The organism is Blastococcus sp. PRF04-17, from assembly GCF_023016265.1.
In the GTDB taxonomy this organism is placed as follows: Bacteria; Actinomycetota; Actinomycetes; order Mycobacteriales; family Geodermatophilaceae; genus Blastococcus_B.
Map to the genome: position 1 here is coordinate 2,803,962 of NZ_CP095412.1, position 18,122 is coordinate 2,822,083.

The 18,122-nt window shown below is 72.9% G+C and carries 15 protein-coding genes and 1 pseudogene; 2 read left to right on the forward strand and 14 right to left on the reverse strand.

Annotation, left to right across the window (positions count from 1 at the left end; genetic code table 11):
- Positions 1 to 3: 3 nt before the first annotated feature.
- The 7 genes from MVA48_RS14205 to MVA48_RS14235 form a co-directional block, all read right to left on the reverse strand.
- Positions 4 to 1,218: a glycosyltransferase gene (locus MVA48_RS14205; protein ID WP_246981309.1), complete on the reverse strand. Its 1,215-nt coding sequence runs from the start codon at positions 1,216 to 1,218 to the stop codon at positions 4 to 6.
- Entirely contained in the window at positions 1,215 to 2,195 is a 981-nt protein-coding gene (locus MVA48_RS14210; protein ID WP_246981311.1) for a glycosyltransferase, read from the reverse strand. The genes MVA48_RS14205 and MVA48_RS14210 overlap by 4 nt, the downstream gene beginning before the upstream one ends.
- Positions 2,192 to 3,199: a glycosyltransferase family 9 protein gene (locus MVA48_RS14215; protein WP_246981314.1), complete on the reverse strand. Its 1,008-nt coding sequence runs from the start codon at positions 3,197 to 3,199 to the stop codon at positions 2,192 to 2,194. Before MVA48_RS14215 ends, MVA48_RS14210 begins: the two co-directional genes overlap by 4 nt.
- A complete protein-coding gene (locus MVA48_RS14220) occupies positions 3,196 to 4,695 on the reverse strand; it encodes an HAD-IIIA family hydrolase (RefSeq protein WP_246981315.1) in 1,500 nt (499 codons plus the stop codon). The genes MVA48_RS14215 and MVA48_RS14220 overlap by 4 nt, the downstream gene beginning before the upstream one ends.
- Before the next feature lie 79 nt (positions 4,696 to 4,774).
- Positions 4,775 to 5,269, reverse strand: a complete 495-nt coding sequence (locus MVA48_RS14225; RefSeq protein WP_246981316.1) for a MarR family winged helix-turn-helix transcriptional regulator — start codon at positions 5,267 to 5,269, stop codon at positions 4,775 to 4,777.
- A gap of 40 nt (positions 5,270 to 5,309) precedes the next feature.
- Entirely contained in the window at positions 5,310 to 5,612 is a 303-nt protein-coding gene (locus MVA48_RS14230) for a hypothetical protein (RefSeq protein WP_246981317.1), read from the reverse strand.
- A 28-nt stretch (positions 5,613 to 5,640) separates the two neighbouring features.
- Positions 5,641 to 6,255 carry a hypothetical protein gene (locus MVA48_RS14235; protein WP_246981318.1) on the reverse strand — a complete coding sequence of 205 codons (615 nt, stop codon included), beginning with the start codon at positions 6,253 to 6,255 and terminating at the stop codon, positions 5,641 to 5,643.
- A 231-nt stretch (positions 6,256 to 6,486) separates the two neighbouring features.
- On the opposite strand from MVA48_RS14235, the gene MVA48_RS14240 reads away from it, so the two are divergent.
- A complete protein-coding gene (locus tag MVA48_RS14240) occupies positions 6,487 to 7,767 on the forward strand; it encodes an alpha-hydroxy-acid oxidizing protein (RefSeq protein ID WP_246981319.1) in 1,281 nt (426 codons plus the stop codon).
- 169 nt (positions 7,768 to 7,936) lie between these two features.
- Here the strand turns inward: MVA48_RS14240 and MVA48_RS14245 are convergent, their stop codons facing one another.
- Positions 7,937 to 9,301, reverse strand: coding sequence for an aminotransferase class V-fold PLP-dependent enzyme (locus MVA48_RS14245; protein ID WP_246981320.1), 1,365 nt, complete (start codon positions 9,299 to 9,301; stop codon positions 7,937 to 7,939).
- A gap of 98 nt (positions 9,302 to 9,399) precedes the next feature.
- Here MVA48_RS14245 and MVA48_RS14250 point away from each other — a divergent pair, with 98 nt between their 5' ends.
- Positions 9,400 to 11,178 carry a putative bifunctional diguanylate cyclase/phosphodiesterase gene (locus MVA48_RS14250; RefSeq protein ID WP_246981322.1) on the forward strand — a complete coding sequence of 593 codons (1,779 nt, stop codon included), beginning with the start codon at positions 9,400 to 9,402 and terminating at the stop codon, positions 11,176 to 11,178.
- A gap of 34 nt (positions 11,179 to 11,212) precedes the next feature.
- On the opposite strand, the gene MVA48_RS14255 is transcribed toward MVA48_RS14250, so the two are convergent.
- The 6 genes and pseudogenes from MVA48_RS14255 to MVA48_RS24235 form a co-directional block, all read right to left on the reverse strand.
- Positions 11,213 to 12,889, reverse strand: a complete 1,677-nt coding sequence (locus MVA48_RS14255) for an alpha-amylase family glycosyl hydrolase (protein ID WP_246981324.1) — start codon at positions 12,887 to 12,889, stop codon at positions 11,213 to 11,215.
- On the reverse strand, positions 12,886 to 14,082 hold the full coding sequence (locus MVA48_RS14260) for an ABC transporter ATP-binding protein (RefSeq protein WP_246981325.1): 1,197 nt from the start codon (positions 14,080 to 14,082) through the stop codon (positions 12,886 to 12,888). The genes MVA48_RS14255 and MVA48_RS14260 overlap by 4 nt, the downstream gene beginning before the upstream one ends.
- Positions 14,083 to 14,165: 83 nt before the next feature.
- Positions 14,166 to 15,104, reverse strand: coding sequence for a sugar ABC transporter permease (locus MVA48_RS14265; RefSeq protein ID WP_246981326.1), 939 nt, complete (start codon positions 15,102 to 15,104; stop codon positions 14,166 to 14,168).
- A gap of 61 nt (positions 15,105 to 15,165) precedes the next feature.
- Entirely contained in the window at positions 15,166 to 16,728 is a 1,563-nt protein-coding gene (locus MVA48_RS14270) for an ABC transporter permease subunit (protein WP_246981327.1), read from the reverse strand.
- A gap of 44 nt (positions 16,729 to 16,772) precedes the next feature.
- Complete coding sequence (locus MVA48_RS14275; protein ID WP_246981328.1) at positions 16,773 to 17,210, reverse strand: hypothetical protein; 438 nt, start codon at positions 17,208 to 17,210, stop codon at positions 16,773 to 16,775.
- Positions 17,147 to 18,016: pseudogene (locus tag MVA48_RS24235) on the reverse strand (sugar ABC transporter substrate-binding protein); the annotation flags it as partial. The pseudogene MVA48_RS24235 and the gene MVA48_RS14275, both read right to left, overlap by 64 nt.
- Positions 18,017 to 18,122 lie beyond the last annotated feature (106 nt).

The following is an 18,122-nucleotide window of genomic DNA, read 5'->3' on the forward strand; positions in this document are numbered from 1 at the left end:
ACATCACCTGGCGGCCTCCACGAGGCGGCGGTCGCGCAGGACCTGCCGGTAGACGGATTCGGTGTCGGCGACGACGCGGCTCCACCGGTAGCGGGCGCGGGCCCGCTTGATGCCGGCGGCGCCGTAGGCGGCGCGCCGTTCGTCGTCGGCGAGCAGCGCGGCCAGCACCTCGCCCAGTCGCGCCGGGTCGCGGGGTGGGACCAGCTCGCCGGTGACGCCGTCGACGACGCTGTCCTGCAGGCCGCCGACCGCGGTGGCGACGACGGGGCGACCGCAGGCCATGGCCTCGAGCGGGGTGATGCCGAACGGCTCGTACCAGGGCACGGCGAGCACGACGTCGGCCGAGCGCACCCAGGCCGGGACGTCGGCCCGCGCCACCGACCCGGCGAAGACCAGCCGGTCGGCGACGCCCACCGCCGTGGCGATCGCCCGCAGCCGCCGCACCTCGGGGTCGGCGTCGATCGCGTCGCGGGACGGGCCGCCCACCACGACCAGCTCGGCGTCGGGCACCGCCGCGAGCGCCCGCACGGCGTCGTCCTGGCCCTTGCGCTCGACCAGTCGGCCCAGCACCAGGAGCCGCTTGCGCTCGCCGCGCGGAGCCACCGGTCCCCGGGGCGTGAAGACGGCGGTGTCGACGCCGCACGGCACGATCGAGACGCGATCGGTGGTCAGGCCCAGCCGCCGCAGCTCGAACACCTCGTCCGAGCAGGTGGCGACCACGTGGGCGACGTCGCGGCACAGCCCGCGCTCGAGGTCGATCCGCTCCGCGGGCGAGGTGTCGGCGGCGCCCTGGTGCCGGCGCTTGACCGAGCCGAGCGCGTGGAACGTCTGCAGCACGGGCACGGGCGTCAGCAGACTGGCCGAGGCCTCGACCGACGCCAGCCCGCTCATCCAGAAGTGCGCGTGCACCACGTCCGGGCGCACCGCCGCCCACGAGTGCCGGAGCACCCGGGCGAAGGCCGGCATGTGCGGCAGGAGCTCGTCCTTGGGCAGCTCCCGCGGCGGCCCGGCGGTGACGTGCACGACGTTGTAGCCGTCCTGCACCACCACGCGCTCGGGCAGCGACTCGTCGTCCCGGCGGGTGTGCACGGTGACCTCGTGGCCCCGCTGCGCCAGCCCGGCGGCCAGGGCCGCGACGTGCACGTTCTGTCCGCCGGCGTCGACGCCGCCGATCGCGGCGAGGGGGCTGGCGTGCTCGCTGACCAGGTCGATCCTCACCGACCCACCTCCCCGAGGAGGGCGTCCCAGTCGCCCAGGAAGCGGTCCAGCCCGTAGCGGTCCAGGGCGGCGGCCCGTGCCGCCTTGCCGGCCAGCCGGGCGGCGTCCTCGTCGTGCAGGAACTCGGCGACGGCGGCCCAGAGCCGGTCCGGACGGGTGGCCAGCACCCCGGCCTCGGCCGGCACCGCCTCGACGACCTCGGTGGTGGCCAGGGCGACGACCGGCATGCCCAGGTGCATGGCCTCCAGCAGCGACAGGCCGAGCGAGGTCCACCGCACCGGGTGCACGTACACCCGGCGGCGGGCCAGTTCGGCGTGCATGGCGGCCTGCGGCGGATCGTCGAACAGGACCACCCGCGCCGGGTCGAGGCCGTACCGCTCGTGCAGCCCCGCCAGCCCCATGCCGAACACGTCGACCGGCGCGACGGCCGCGAGGCCCGGCAGCAGGTCCGCGCCGACCGTGCGCCCCCGGCGGACCGGCTCGTTGGTGACGACGGCCGCCCGCGCGAGCTCGCCGGTGTAGCGCTCCCCCGGGTCGACGATGCCGTGCTCGATGACGGTGGTGGGCGCCCGGCCGTTGTCGTAGAACAGCTCGTTGAAGTGCGTGACGTGCGCGATCGGGATGTCGCCGCGGTCGGCCAGCGGGTGGCGGGTGTGCGGCACCGGCCCGTCGCCGGGTTCGAGCCCGGGCGCGTTGTGCTCGAGGAAGACGGCCGGCAGGTCGCGGCCCGGCTCACGGCCCAGCCAGTCGCGCACCAGCTCCAGGTCACGGGTGCGCTGGAGGACGACGACGTCGACGTCCTCGTCGCGCAGCTGCTCGGGCGTCACCTCGCGGGCGGAGTCCGGCCAGTCCCAGGTGCGCGCCCGGCCCAGCCCGTCGGGCCCGCGATCCGGGGTGACCGGGATCAGGTACTCGTGCCGCCCCTGGACGAACGCCGTCGTCCAGGAGCCGTGCACGTGCCAGATCAGGACCTTCACGTGCTCACCAGCTTCTCGACGGCGGCGACGACGTCGGCGGGGCTGACCGACGACAGGCAGGGATGGCCGGGCACCGGGCACTCCCGTGCCCGTGATCCGGCGCACGGCGCGGACTGGTCGCCGAGCAGCACCGTCGGCACGCCGTAGGGCGCCCACCGCTGCGCGGGCACGACCGGTGCGAACAGCGACACGACGGGGGTGCCGACGGCGGCGGCCAGGTGCGCCGGCCCGGTGTTGCCGACGACGACGGCGGCCGCCCCGTCCAGCAGGGCGGCCATCTCGCGCAGCGTGGTCGCCCCGCCCAGGTCGACGCCGCGGGCGCCGGCCACGGCGGCGGTCAGCTCGCGTTCGCCCGGCCCGCCGGTGACCAGCACCCGGTGGCCGGCGGCGGAGAGCTCCTCGACCGCCGCGGCGCAGAGCCCTGCGGGCCACGCGCGGGCGGGCACCGAGGCACCGGGGTGGAGCACGACGTAGCCCGGCTCGTGCGGGAGCGGGGGCAGCGGGCGACGCACGGACAGCCGGCCGTCGTCCCCCTCGGGCAGCTCGAACCCGGCTGCGCGGGCCAGCGACAGCGCCCGCTCCGGCTCGGGGAGGTCGTCTCCGACCCGATGGCGGACGTCGAGCAGCGAACCGGGGTAGTCCACGCTGATCGCCGAGATGCGGGGCACGCCGGCCAGCCGCAGCGCCAGTGCCAGCGGGAGGGGCGACTGGTGGAACGACGTGGAGATCACGGCCTCGTCGGGCGCGAGCGCACTGACCCGGCCGGTGAGGTCGGCCAGAGCTCCGGCGTCCACGGGTGGCGGATCGCCGAGGATCCACGGACAGGCCCAGGTCCAGACCTCGTCGACGCCCGGCAGCAGCTCCGCCGCGTCGGCACCGGCGGGCCCGGCGAGGAAGACGACCCGGTCGGCGCCGGCGGCGACGGCCCGCACCAGCGGACCCTGCAGCAGCACGTCGCCGGCGTTGTCGAGGCGGGCGACGAGCACGGTCCGCGGGCGGCTCACCATCTCCCGCCCACGATGTCGTCGACCGCCGCGGTCAGCGTCGCCGCGGTGCGTGCCGCGGCGGCGACCTCCTCCCGGCGGGTGACGGGTGTCGGCACCATGATCCCGACCGCGCCGGCCGCGGCGGCCGCGTCGACGTCGGCGCCGATGTCCCCGACGACCACGCAGCGGGCCGGGTCGACGCCGAGCTCCGCGCAGGCCGCCTTGACCATGCCCGGCGCGGGCTTGCGACAGGCGCAGCCGTCGTCCGGGCCGTGCGGGCACACCTGCACCGTGTCGAACGGGCCGAGCAGCTCGTCGAGCCGGGCCATGCAGGCGTCGACCTGCGCGGCGGTGATGAGGCCGCGGGCGACGCCGGACTGGTTGCTGACCACGCCAACCCGGACGCCGCGGGCATGCAGCCGCTCCAGCGCCTCCCGGGCGCCGTCCACCGGGCGGACCCACTCGGGGTCACCGTTGTAGGGGAAGTCGTGCACGAGCGTGCCGTCCCGGTCGAACAGCACCAGGTCGGGCAGCCCGCGCCACGGCCGCACCCGCCGGTGCCGCACGACCCCGCGGAGCCAGTGCCACGTCGCGAGCGGCGGGATCGCGGCGCTGGTGACGCTCATCGTGGTCACCTCGTCCCGCGTGCGCGGCCCGGGTGCGATCCGTGCCCAGGCGAACTCGGCGGTGCCGGCCAGCCAGGCGGTCGCGGCCAGCGCCGCGGCCCGCGGGCGGCGCCCCAGCGCGAGTGCGACGGCGGCCAGACCGGCCGCGGTGATCGCCAGGTGCCGCGGACGGCGGCCGAGCGCGGCGTCGGCCCGCTGCCGCCAGTCGGGGCCGTGCAGCCGCCGCATCAGGACGTCGTCGGCATTGCCGGCCTGCACGCGGAGGCTGATCCAGCGGTCGGCGGGCCGCACCGGATGGGTGATCCACCGCTGCCCGCGCACCAGCCGGGCGCCGGTGTCCATGACCCGCAGGGCCAGGTCGGAGTCCTCGCGGAAGGCGCGGGGGAACCGCTCGTCGAACCCGCCGACGGCGGCCAGCGCCGACCGGCGGTAGGCGAGGTCCGCGGTGATCCAGCTCGACGTCGCCAGCCCCGCGGTGCCGCGCTCCCAGTCGGTCGGCCGGCGGTCCGGCGGGAGCGGCACACGCACCCGCCCCTGGCTGCCGGCGACGTCCCCCGGTAGCCCGGCCAGGTCCGTGGCCAGCCGCTCGTACCAGTCCCGATCGGGGACGACGTCGTCGTCCAGGAAGGCGATCCACTCGGTGCGGGCGGTGCGCCAGCCGAGGTTGCGCGCCCGAGCCGGTCCGCCGCCGCCCGCGCGGACCACGCGCACCGGCGGCAACCCGGCCCGCTCGGGCGCGAGCGGCGGCCCGTCCGGCCGGTCGTCGACCAGGATCAGCTCGGCGGGACGGGGGCCCGAGGCCTGGGCGAGGGCCTCGAGGAGCACGTCCAACGAGGGGCGGCCGATGGTCGGCACGACCACCGTGACCTGCGCTCGATCCCCCTGCATGCCCGCCCACTGCCCGATGCAGTTCCGCGAGAAACACTACGGGCTCGAAGCGTCGCGGAACGGTGGTGAGCCGCCCGGTTCAGGGCCGCGCGCGGGTGGCGGCGGAGACCCTGGCCAGCGCGTCGGTGACGACCGCGGCGTCGTCCCCGAGCAGCACGAGCAGGTGCGCGACGAGCTCGTCGTGGGTGTGCCCGGCCTCCCGGACCCGCTCGCGGCCGGCCGGGGTGAGGCGGGCGTGCAGCAGCCGCCGGTCGCTGCCGGCGCGCTCGCGCAGGACCAGCCCGTCGGCGACCAGCCGGTTGATCGTGCTGGTCACGCCCGCGCGGGAGAGCCCGACCGCGTCGGCGACCTCGCCCATCGACGCCTGCTCGCCGGGCGACTCGGCGATCCGCCGGAGCGCCTCGAACCCGGTCAGCGAGAGGCCGTGCTGGCGATGGAGAGCGGAGTCGACGCGGCGGGTGATGCGGTCGTGCACCTGCACGATCCGCAGCCACGTCTCGGCGGCTCGGGGAGCGACTCCGGGAAGAGCGCCGGCGTCCCGGGGGACCCCGCGCGCGAGCGCGTCCTGCTGCACGGAGACTTCGTCCCCGCTCCGGCGGACGGCGAAACCGAACTCAGGCGTGGCGGAACGGTCTTCCGTGACGAGCACCGGCGCGGGAGCCGCCGGCCACCGATGCCAGCCCCGCGACGGTCACGACGAGGGCTGCTGCGGCGGCCGTGAGGGGCACGAGGTCGCCGAGGCCGTCGCCGCTGCCGACCGCGGTCTCCGAGGCGGCGATCTCGAGGTCGACCGGGGTGACGATCTCGGAGCGGTGGCCCGTCAGCTCGACGGTGGCGAGGCCGACGCCGGTCCCGGTCGGGATGCGCACCTCGGCCGAGACCGTGCCGTCGGTCCCCGCGGTCGCCGTCCCGAGCACGGCGTCGGAGAGCTGGATGCGGACCAGCTCACCGGGGAGGAAGCCCCCGACCTGGAGCGTGACGGTGCCGCCGGCGCTGACGGGGGCGGCGCCGGGCCCGCCGTCCGGGGGGCAGCGCGACCGCGGAGGTCGTCGAGCTCGGGCCGGCGGCGGAGGGGGTGGCGGTGGGCCCCGAGGACCGCCCGGTCGACGGCGTGCTGCCGGGCGTGGTGGAGGGGGCGGCCGAGGAGGGCCCGGTCGGTGCCGCGACCGCCGCGCAGTCCTCCCGGGTGGGGCGGGTGAACGTGTACTCGAGCAGCTCGTCGGTGTAGGTGACCCCGGAGCCGTCGCGCGCGGTGTACTCGAGGCGGGCGTCGATCGTCTCGCCCCAGGCGACGTCGTCGGTGCGCAGGACCATCGTCTCGCCGGGCGCCAGCACCGCCTCGTCCTCGCCGGTGGGCGTGCGGGTGGTGGCCAGCCGGACGGCGTAGGGAGCGGTGCCGGCGACGACCTCGACGACCAGGCCGCCGGGCCGGCAGCTCGGGCCGTGGGTGACCCGGGCGTCGGGGTGCGACGGGTCGTCGAGCGCGGCGGCGGGCGCGGCGGTGGCCACGGAGACGCCCACGAGGAGCAGGACGAAGTTCGCCACGAGGACGCCGGACACGGTGGTCCGAGACGGTCTGCACGACGTCGCCCGCATCTGGACGGCGCCGTTCCGGGTCGTGCTGATGCGTGCTCCCCCAGGTGCGGTGCTGCTGTGGCCACAGGATGACGGAAGTGACACATCGTTGCTAGCCCGTTACTGGCGAGTCTGGCGTGTCGTCCGGCGTGTCGCAGAAAGAGTTCGCTCGCCGTCCCGCGACGGTCGGTTTGTCGACGTCATTACGGTGTCGGGGTGGACGAAGCGGGCGCGGGGCGCAGGCGGCAGAACGAGGTGTACCGGGCGGGCGTGTACGGCCGTTCCCCGCGGGTGCCGGTCGGGGTCCGCGCGCTCCAGCAGCGGGCGAAGCGGGCGCTCGACGCCCGGGCCTACGCCTACGTGGCCGGCGGGGCGGGCGACGAGGTGACCCAGCGGGCCAACCGCGCGGCGTTCGACAGGTGGGCCGTCGTCCCGCGGGTGCTGCGCGACGCCAGCCACCGCGACACCTCCGTCGAGCTGTTCGGCCGCCGGATCCCCGCCCCCCTGCTGCTCGGGCCGGTCGGCGCGCTGGAACTGGTGCACGGCGAGGCGGACCTGGCCGTCGCGCGGGCCGCCGGGTCGCTGGGCGTCCCGATGGTGTTCTCCAACCAGGCGTCGGTGTCGATGGAGGAGTGCGCCGCCGCCATGGGCGATGCCCCGCGCTGGTTCCAGCTCTACTGGTCGACCTCCGACGAGCTCGTGCAGAGCCTCGTCGGGCGGGCCGAGACGGCCGGCTGCGAGGCCATCGTCGTCACCCTCGACACCACCATGCTCGGCTGGCGGCCGCGCGACCTCGACCTCGGGCACCTGCCGTTCGCACTGGGCAAGGGCATCGCGCAGTACACGTCCGATCCGGTCTTCCGGCGGCTGGTCGAACAGCGGGCGGCCGCCGCCGGCCCCCGCGAACCCCAGCCCCGGCCCACGCCCGCGGCGGTGCGCGCCCTGATCAGCATGGCGAAGGCGTGGCCGGGACCGTTCCGCGAGAACCTGCGGTCGCCGCTCCCCCGGGCCGCGGTCGAGACGTTCCTGGGCATCTACTCCCGGCCGTCGATCTCCTGGTCGGACCTGGCCTGGCTGCGGGGGACGACGAAGCTGCCGATCCTGCTCAAGGGCGTGCTCCACCCCGACGACGCCCGGCGCGCGCTGGACGAGGGGGTCGACGGCCTCGTCGTCAGCACCCACGGCGGCCGGCAGGTCGACCGCTCGATCGCCGCGCTCGACGCGCTCCCGGACGTCGTCGCGGCCGTGGACGAGCGTGCACCGGTTCTGCTCGACAGCGGCATCCGCAGCGGCGCCGACGTCTTCACCGCGGTCGCGCTCGGTGCGCGGGCGGTGCTGCTCGGCCGGCCCTTCGCCTGGGGCCTGGCGCTGGCCGGCGAGGAAGGGGTGCGGCAGGTGATCTCCGACGTCCTCGGGGAGTTCGACCTCACGCTGGGCCTGACCGGGCACACCGCCGTCGACCAGCTCTCCCCGGAGATCCTGCGCCGGGTCGGCTGAGCACACCGACACGCCGGGCGCGACACTCCGGGCCCGGGTTGACGCCCACCTGTGGGCTGGGTCACAGTGGGGCGGGGCGGGGGAAGCCGGCTAAGAGTGGCCATCCACTGCTGGATGGACCGACCAACGCGGCCAGACCGTCAGGACCGGCCCCCCGCCCCCACACGCGTCAGCTGGTGCCGGTCCCCACCAGCGAACGGCTGCGCGGCACGTAGTCGCCGCGCTGGTCGACCACGTACCGCTCACCCCCTTCGGGCGTGGCGGCGATCTCCCGCAGGGCCTGACCGAGCAGCGGGATGTCGGTCAGGTAGGTCTGCCGGTTGGCGCTGACCCGGACCGCGCCGGGGAGCCGGTGCTTGAGGCCGGCGCGCACGTCGGCGTGGAACTGGTCGACCTCGGCCTCGGACAGCCCGAGCAGCCGCCCCATGTACGGGTGGGCGCAGAAGCAGCCGCTGCGCGTGCCGATGGCGTACTCGTTCGCCAGGCGCGCGGCCAGCAACCCGTGCGGCACACCGTCGAGGTTGAACGCCGCGACCGGGAGGCGGTCGCCGGTCACCGGCCCCAGCCGCTGGAGGCCGGGGACCGAGGCCAGCTCGGAGTCCAGGCCGCGGACCAGGTGCTCCTCGTGCGCGCGCACCGACGACCAGCCGTCGGCGCCGAGCTCCTGCGCCGCGGCGATGAGGGCGACGACACCGACCACGTTCGGGGAACCGGCGTCGTCCCGGTCGGGGCCGTCGGCCCAGACGACGTCGTCGAACGACACCGCCTGCACCGCACCCCCGCCGACGAGGAACGGCTCCCCCGTGGCCAGCAGGTGCCGCGGTGCGACGAGCGCACCCGCGCCGAAGGGGGCGTACATCTTGTGGCCCGAGAACGCGATCACGTCGACGTTCAGGGCGGAGATGTCCACCGGCCGGTGCGGCACGAGCTGCGCGCCGTCGACGACGACGAGGACGCCGCGCTGCCGGGCCGCGGCACCGATCGCCCGCAGGTCGGGCAGCCAGCCGGTGACGTTCGAGCCGCCGGAGACGGCGAGCACCTTGGGGCGCGGGTACTCGTCGAGGGCCGCCTCGACCGCGGCGACGTCGAACGTGCCGCGCTCGTCGACCTCCACGGTCCGCAGGCGCGCGTGCCGCGCCCAGGGCAGCAGGTTGGCGTGGTGCTCGACGGCCGTGGTGACGACGACGTCGCCCTTGGTCAGGCGCAGCCGGTAGGCCAGCAGGTTGAGCGCCTCGGTGGTGTTGCGCGGGAACAGCGCGAGGTGCGTGGCCGGGTCGGCGCCGACGAAGCGCACCATGATGTCGCGCGCCTCCTCGTACCGGGCGCTGGTGATCTGCGACCGGATGCCGGCGCCGCGGTGCACGCTCGCGTACCACGGGAGGAATTCCTGCACCGCCTGCGTCACGGCGACGGAGGCGGAACTGGTCGCAGCGGTGTCGAGGTCGACGTACTGCCGCGGGCCGCCGTCCAGCACCGACACCCACAGGTCGTCGCCGACGAACTGGCCGGCGGTGAAGGCCGGGGTCATGTCCATGGCAGCCTCATCGAACCTTTTCGCCGATTCCTTGAGCCCCTCATCCGAATTCGGTGTAGTCGCTCAAGTCGGGGTCGAGTCGGTCCGATGAGTCCGGCATGACCACCGATGAGACCTCCGCCGGGAGCCGGCGACCCGCGCGCCGCGCGTTCCGGCTGACCTCGCGGGTGTTCTGGGACATGGCCATCTACATGGTGGCGCTCGGCCTCGTCATGGGGCTGATCTTCCCGCCGTTCGTCGTCCTGCTGGGCGTGCCCGAGGACTACGCGTACCGCCCGATCTTCCGCCTGGCCTGCCTGCTGGCCGGCTTCTCCGTGGGCGCCATGAACTACGCCCTCGTCAAGGGGGTCGTCGGCGGGCGCATGGAGGTCCTCGGCGGCCACCTCCGGTCGGCGACCAGCTCCATCACCAACGCCACCGAGACCGGCGACTGGTCCGAGGCGGTGTTCGAGCGGATCACCGTCGACTCCCACGACCAGATCGGTGAGGCCGGCAAGGCGTTCAACAGCCTGCTCGGTGCCGTCGAGGGCCGCAAGGAGCTGGAGAACCGGCTCCGCTACCAGGCGTACCACGACAAGCTGACCGGCCTCCCGAACCGCGCCCACATGCTCGACAAGGTGGCCGAGGCCGAGCGGCTCCGCGCGGAGGGCACGCCGTCGGCCATGCTCTTCCTGGACGTGGACAACCTCAAGGCGGTCAACGACTCCCTGGGCCACGAGGGCGGCGACACCCTCATCAGGCTGCTGGCCGAGCGCATGGTGGCCAGCGTGCGGGACACCGACACGGTCGCCCGGCTCTCCGGTGACGAGTTCGCCATCCTGCTCGTCGGCCCCGGCAGCGAGCACCAGGCCGAGCGTGTGGCGCACCGGATCATCGACTCCCTGCGCGCCCCCACGCGGATCGGGGAGCACCTCGTCCGCACCGGCTTCAGCATCGGCCTGGCCACCTCGACGACCGCCGCGGCCAGCGGCATCGGCATGCTCCGCGCCGCGGACCTCGCGATGTACGCGGCGAAGTCCGGCGGCAAGGGCCGGCTCGAGGTCTTCCAGCCCAGCCACCACACGGCTCACGTGGAGCGCGACGCCGTCCGCGGCGAGCTGTCCGGGGCCCTGGACGCCGAGCAGCTGGAGCTGCACTACCAGCCCATCGTCGACGTCTCGACCCAGCACATCGTCGGCTTCGAGGCGCTGCTGCGCTGGCGGCACCCGGAGCGCGGCCTCATCTCCCCGCTGGAGTTCATCCCGCTGGCCGAGGAGACCGGGCTCATCGTGCCGATCGGGCGCTGGGTCCTGCAGGAGGCCACCCGGCAGGCCGCCGCGTGGCAGAACCGGTCGCCGCTGGGCCGGCTGCGCATGAGCGTCAACGTCTCGGTGCGCCAGTTCCAGCACCCCGACCTGGTCGGGGACGTCGCCGAGGCGCTGCAGACCTCGGGGCTGGACGCCTCACTGCTCACCATCGAGATCACCGAGTCGTTGTTCGCCCAGGACACCGAGGAGACCATCCGCAAGATCGGGCTGCTCAAGGACCTGGGTGTCCGTCTCGCCCTCGACGACTTCGGGACGGGGTACTCGTCGCTGAGCTACCTGCGACGGTTCCCCATCGACACCCTCAAGATCGACAAGTCCTTCATCGACGGGGTCACGACCAGCTCCGAGGGCCACGCCGTGGTCGCGGCGATCACCCAGCTCGGCCAGACCCTCCACCTCGAGGTCGTCGCCGAGGGCCTGGAGACCGCCGACCAGGTGGCGGCGCTCGATGCCCTGGGGTGCCCGCTCGGTCAGGGCTACCACTTCTCCAAGCCACTGATCGCCGGCGACGCGATCAAGCTGCTGCTCACCGGTGGCAGGCCGATCGAGGAGATGCTCCTGCCCGCCTGAGCCGCCCCGGCCTCGGCCTCGGCGACGGCGTCGCCTACCGACCCGGGACCACCCAAGCGGTCGTGTCCGGCGGCAGGAGGCCGGCCTCGAGCGGTGCGCTCGCGAGGAGCACGGTTCCCTGCGGCAGCGGCACCAGGCCGGACCCGAAGTTGGTCACGGTGTGCCACCCGTCGGGACGGGCGACGTGCAACACCTCGGGGTCGGCCGTCCGCCACGAGGCGTCGTCCACCGGCGGGAAGCCGCGCCGGATGGCGAGCGCGGCCCGGTACAGGTTCAGCGTCGACGTCGCCTCCGTCTCCTGGCGACTGACCGCCGCGGCGGCGAACCAGGCCGGCTGGGGCAGGCGCGGGGGCCCCGGGCCGAAGCCGAACGACGGCCCGTCCGGCGTCCACGGCAGCGGCACCCGGCAGCCGTCCCGGCCCTCCCAGCGGCCGCCGGACCGGACCGGTAGCGGGTCCTCCAGCACCTCGGCGGGCAGGTCCCCGACCTCGTGGAGCCCCAGCTCGTCGCCCTGGTAGACGTAGGTGGAGCCAGGGAGCGCCAGGAGCAGGAGGATCGCCGCCCGCGCTCGGCGCTCGCCCAGCTGCCGGTCCAGGGGCGGATCGGCACCGTCGTTCCGGAGCCACTCCTGCGCCACCTCGTACGCGCGAGAGCCGGCACGGCGTGGCATGCCGTATCGGGTGGCAACCCGCACGGAGTCGTGGCACCCCAGCAGCCAGGTGGTGGTCGCCCCCGTCTCGCGCATGTGGCGCAGCCCGGTGTCGATGGCCTCGTGGAACGAGGCGGCGGTCCAGTCGGCGTCCATGGTGTCGAAGTTGAAGGTCTGCCCGAGCCCCTCCGGGGCGGCGTACCTCGCCCGGCGGCCGCGGTCGGGAACACCGGCCTCCGCGACGCCGAAGAGCGGCGGGTCGTAGTCGTCGAAGACCTTCCGCCAGGAGGCGTAGATCTCGTGCACCTCGTCCTGGTCCCAGAGCGGGTGGTGGCCGCCGACGTCGTACCAGTCGGCGATCTGCGCCCACGGGATGTAGGGCAGGGACAGGTCCTTGACCAGTCCGTGAGCGGCGTCGACGCGGAACCCGTCCACCCCGCGATCGGCCCAGAACCGCAGCGTGGTGAGGAAGTCGGCGCGGACGTCCTCGTCGTCCCAGTTGAGGTCCGGCTGCTCCTTGGCGAAGTGGTGGAAGTACCACTGCCCGTCGCCCACCGGTTCCCAGGCCGAACCGCCGAAGAGGGACTGCCAGTCGTTGGGCGGCTGTGTCCCCTCGGGTCCCGCACCGTCGCGGAAGACGTAGCGCTGCCGGGCCCGAGCCCCGGCCGCGGCGGCCAGAGCCTCGCGGAACCACGGATGCCGGTTCGAGCTGTGGTTCGGGACGATGTCGATCACGACCTTGAGGCCCGCGGCATGCAGCGCGCGCACCATCTCGTCGAAGTGGGCGAGGGTCCCCAGTCGCGGGTCGACGTCCCGGTAGTCGTCGACGTCGTAGCCGCCGTCGGCGAGGGCCGACGGGTAGAACGGCGTCAACCAGACCGCGTCGACCCCCAGGGCCCGCAGGTAGGCCACCCGCGAGGTCACTCCCCGGAGGTCGCCGAGGCCGTCACCGTCCTCGTCGGCGAAGGCCCGGGGGTAGATCTCGTAGACGACGGCGTGCCGCCACCAACCCGGCTCGATCCCGCGCCGTCCAGCTCCTCCCATGCCGGCGGTCCGTCTCACGCGCGGATGGCCAGGCCCGTCTCCGGGTCGAAGAAGTGGAGCCGCTCGCGGTCGATCACGATCTCGATCTCGTCACCGGCACGGACGCGGGATCGGGGCGCGAAGGAGGCGACGAACGTGTTGCCGTGGTGCCCCTTCACCGGAACGTCCTCGCTGTGCGCGTCCTTCTCCAGTTCCTTCGTATCGGCGTTGACGACCTTCGGCGCGTCGATGCTGAAGTGCACGACGACCTCGGAACCCAGCGCCTCGGTCAGCGTGACCTTCGCCTTGAGGCGGGCCTCCGGCGTGGTGTCGCGCGCGAGGGTTGCGTCTTCCATGTCCTCGGCGCGGACGCCGACCGCGACGTCCCGCCCGACGTACCCGGCCAACGCAGGACGCTCGGCGACGACGGCCTCCGGCAGGGTCAGAACCGCGCTGCCCATCCGGAGGTGGTGGCCCCGACCGTCCTGCTCCACCCGGGCGGTGGCCATGTTCATCGGCGGGGAGCCGATGAACCCGGCGACGAAGATGTTGTCGGGGTGGTCGTAGAGGTCCTGCGGAGCGCCCAGCTGCTGGAGGACGCCGGCCTTCATGAGGGCGATGCGGTCCCCCATGGTCATTGCCTCGGTCTGGTCGTGGGTGACGTAGAGCGTGGTGGTCTTCAGGTCCCGCTGGATCTGTCCGATCTCGGCGCGCATCTGCACCCGCAGCTTCGCGTCGAGGTTGGACAGCGGTTCGTCCATGAGGAAGACCTGCGGCTGTCGCACGATCGCCCGGCCCATCGCGACGCGCTGTCGCTGGCCGCCGGAGAGCTGCTTGGGCTTGCGGTCCAGCAGGTGGCCGAGCTCGAGCATGTCCGCCGCCCGGCGGACCCGCTTGTCGATCTCGTCCTTGTCCATCCGGCGGATCTTCAGGCCGTAGGCGATGTTGTCGGCAACGGTCATGTGCGGGTACAGCGCGTAGGACTGGAACACCATCGCGATGTCCCTCTCCCGCGAGGACAGCGTGTTCACCACGCGATCGCCGATCTTCATCGTGCCGCTGCTGATGTCCTCCAGCCCGGCGACCATGCGCAGGGCGGTGGTCTTGCCGCAGCCGGAAGGGCCGACGAGCACCAGGAACTCGCCGTCGGCGATGTCCAGGTCCAGATCGTGGACGGCGTGGAACCCGTTCTCGTACACCTTGTTGACCTTGTCGAGCACTACTTCGGCCACCGGAACTCCTGTCTGGTAGGTGGGCGGCGCCGTCCCGAGGCTCGCCCCGAGCTTGCGAGGGGTGAGGAGGACGGGGTCCTTTCTCAGCCCTTGACGGCGCCGGCCGTGAGGCCGCCGACGATGTAGCGCTGGAGGTACTGGAACAGCAGGACCGTCGGGATCGCGAGGACCACCGCGCCCGCCGCGAAGAGCCCGAAGTTCGCATTCCGCGTCTGGGCGTCGGCGACCAGGCCGTAGAGGCCGACCGCGGCGGTCTTCACCGAGTCATCGGTCAGGAAGACGCTGGCGATCAGGAACTCGTTGACCGCGGCGATGAAGCCCAGCAGGCCGGTCACGGCGAGGATCGGCTTCACCAGCGGGAGGATGATCCCGAAGAAGACCTGCGCGTGCGTGGCCCCATCGACTTTGGCCGACTCGTCGAGGTCCTTCGGGATCGTGTCGAAGAACCCCTTCATCAGCCACGTGTTCACGCCCAGGGCGCCGCCCAGATAGAGCAGCAGCAGGCCCGTCACCGAGTTGAGCCCGATCGGCGGCCACAACTCGGTGATCTCGGTGAAGATCAGGTAGAGGGCGACGATGGCCAGGAATTGGGGGAAGAGCTGGATCAACAGCACGCCTATGAGGCCGAGCCGCCGCCCTGTGAACCGGAACCGGGAGAAGGCGAACGCCGCGCAGGCGGAGATGAACATCGACAGCGCCGCCGACGCGACGCCGATGATCAGCGTGTTCAGGAACCAGCGCGGGAACGACCCGCTGAACGTCTCGGCGAAGTTGTCGAAGCTGATGTCCGAGGGGAACAGCTGGGAGGAGCTCAGCGTGCCGTCCGGGTTCAGCGCGGCGGAGACGACGAACAGGATGGGGAAGATCGAGAAGGCGAGGGCGAGGACGCCGACCAGATGGCTCCAGCCCACCCGGCGGAACCAGTTCCCCTTCGCGCCGCCGAGGACGACCGGTTCGCCGTTCTCTCCGTCCGCCGGCGGCTCGATGCGCTGCGGTCCGGCCTGGTTACCGATGATGGCCATCAGTTGATCTCCTCCAGAGCGCGCGTACGCCGGAACCCGATGATCGAGAAGACCGCGACGATCAGGAAGAGAAGCAGGAGATCGCCGCCGCGAAGCCGTAGTCCGCGCCCGACCCGCCGAAGGCGAGTCGGTAGGTGTAGGTGATGAGGATGTCGGTGCCGCCGGCCGCCGGGTTGTCCGGCGAGAAGGGCGCTCCGCCGCTGACGAGGTAGATGGCCGAGAAGTTGTTGAAGTTGAACGCGAACGAGGCGATGAGCAGCGGCGCGAGGGCAACCAGGAGCAGCGGGAACGTGATGGTGCGGAATGCGTAGAACGGCCTGGCCCCGTCCACGCCCGCGGCCTCGGTGAGATCGGCCGGGATGGACTGGAGGGCGCCGGTGATGACCAGGAACATGTAGTTGTAACCGAGCCACAGCTGTACCAGGAGGATGGCGATCATCGAGCTGGCGGTGTTGCCGAACCAGTTGAACTCGATGCCGAGCATCCGGTTGATCAGCCCGAAGTCGGTGTTGAACATCTCCCGCCAGACCAGGTACATGGCCACCGCCGGCATCGCGTACGGGAGGATGATCAGGGACCGGTAGATGGACTTGCGCTTCAGCAGCGGGTTGTTCAGCGCGATGGCCACGAGCAGCCCGAGCCCGAACGTGATGGCGACGGTCCCGATCGCGAAGGCGAAGTTCCACAGCACGATTCGCAGGAACGAGCCGCGGATCGTCTCGTCGGTGAGCGCCTTGCCGAAGTTCCGGAAGCCGACTCCGACCTGCCAGCCCTGCGCGAGGGCGTTGCCCTCCTCGTCCACGAACGACCCGTTCTCGTCGTCCGCCGTCCAGACCGTGCCGGTGGTCTCGTCGGTGATGCAGTCGCAACCGCTGTCGTAGGTCCGCAGCGGTGCGCCCTCGAAGGCCTGCGAGACGCCCTGGCTCACGATCGCACCGTCGTCGGTCGGCACGCTGAACGTGGTGATGTCGTCCTGGCGGGCGGCGATCTCGTCGATCTCGAGCACCGTGTAGGTGTCCGCCGCGGTGATCTTCCCGTCCGGGTCCTGCTCGACACCCGACGCGGTCAGGTCGCGCAGGCCGTCGGCCGTGCCGACGAACAGGTCGTCGGTCGCCGGGTCGGCGAGCAGGAACACGATGTCGCCCGACGAGGCGTCGCCGCTGGTCGCGATCGTCAGGACGTACGGGGTGGAGCCCTCGATCTGCTGCACCGAGGCGCCCTCGATGGCGGCGATCGCCGCGTCCTTGTCCCCTCGGTGGCCGTCGCTGAAATTCGTGAAGGCGGTCGAGATCGTGTAGATCACCGGCAGGATCTGGAAGACGATCAGGAAGATCGTGCCCGGGAGCAGGTACTTGAGCGGGATCTGGCGGGGCGAGAGGTAGACGTAGAAGGCGAAGAGCGTCACCGCGACCAGGATCGCCAGACCGATCCAGTTCTCCGTCCGGATCAGCGGCAGCGCGCCCCACACGGCGACCGCGGCCAGCAGTCCGAGGGCGACGATCTTCAGCACGAGCCCGAGGGGACTGCCGGTGCCGTCCGCCCCCAGGCCCAGGCCGGGTCTCCTCGGAGCGGCGGGTGGGGCGGTGGTCGTCGCGGCCGGCCGCTCGATCGTCGAGCCTGCCATGTCGATCTCCCTCGGTCAGAGAGCTCCGGAAATGGGTGTGGTCACTAGCCGATCGCCTGCCGGATGGCGGTGCCTGCCGCGGTGAGGGTCGATGCCGGATCCGCGCCGGCGATGACGGCAGCCTCGGCCTGCCCGAGGGGGGCCCAGATCGCGGCCATCTCCGGGATGCTCGGCATGATCTGGCCGAATGCGGCGCCGACGTCGGCCGCCTTGGCGACCTGGGGGTTGTCGGCCCGGATCCGCTCGAGGACCTCGATCGACGCGGGCACGGCCTGTGCCCCCTCGAAGTACGCCTCCTGGGCGTCCGGCCCACCCCAGAAGTTGGCGACGAACTCCTGGGCCAGCGTCTTGTTCCCCCGCCGCTGGCCACGTAGCAGGCGTCCACGGTGATGAACGGTGATGCGGTGTCGCCGTCGGCGAAGCCCGGAACCGGCGAGACGTCGAAGTCGATGCCGCTGCCGGTCAACGGCGGCAGCTGCCACGGCCCTTCGACGAGGAAGGCCGTCTCGCCCTCGAGGAACAGGCTCAGCGCGTTGTCGCCGCCGATCGAGCGCTTCAGCACGCGGGCACCCCGCTCGCCCAGGGCGGCGATCTTCTCGTACGCCTCGATCGAACCTGGCGCGCCCACCCCCAGGTCCGAGGGGTCGAATCCGCCGTCGGGTTCCTGACCGAAGACGTAGCCGCCGCCGGAGGTGTACAGCGGCTGGATGAAGTACGGGTTGCCGACGTTGCTGACCGGATACGCGAGCACCTCGCTGACCCGTCCCGAAGCGACCAGCTCCTGGCCGACGGCCACGAGTTCCTCGATGGTCTCCGGCGCCTCGGGTACGAGCGCCGTGTTCCGGAACAGCACGATGTTGTTCATGGTGAAGGGGATGCCGTACAGCTGGCCGTTGTAGGTCACGGCCTCGATCGCCTTCTCCTGGAACGCCTCCCGTTGCTCGTCGGTCAGCAGGATCGGGTCGATGGTGCCGTTCTGGACCAGGTTGCCGATCCAGTCGTGTGCGCCGCACACGACATCGGGCGGGTTCCCGCCCTGCGCGGAGGTGACGAAGTTGGTCTGCAGGTTCTCGCCGGGGACGAGGTCGACGGTGATGTCGACGCCCAACTCCTCGCCGAACCCCGCGGCGACCTTCTGGGCCGCCTCCCCACCCGAGCCGGTGCCCATCCACACGAGCAGGTGGCCCGCTGATCCCGGTGCGCCCCCGGCGCCCGAGGAGCCACAGGCGCTGAGCAGCAGCACCCCGGCCATCAGCGTGCCTCCGAGGGCACGGCCTCCGCTGAGCATGCGAACCCCCTCGCCGTCCGGCAGTGACGGTCTCGACCGGGAGTCGAGTGATGTAGGTCACTGCTGGACGGATTCAGCAGCAGTACAGGCCCTCGGGTACCGCCCT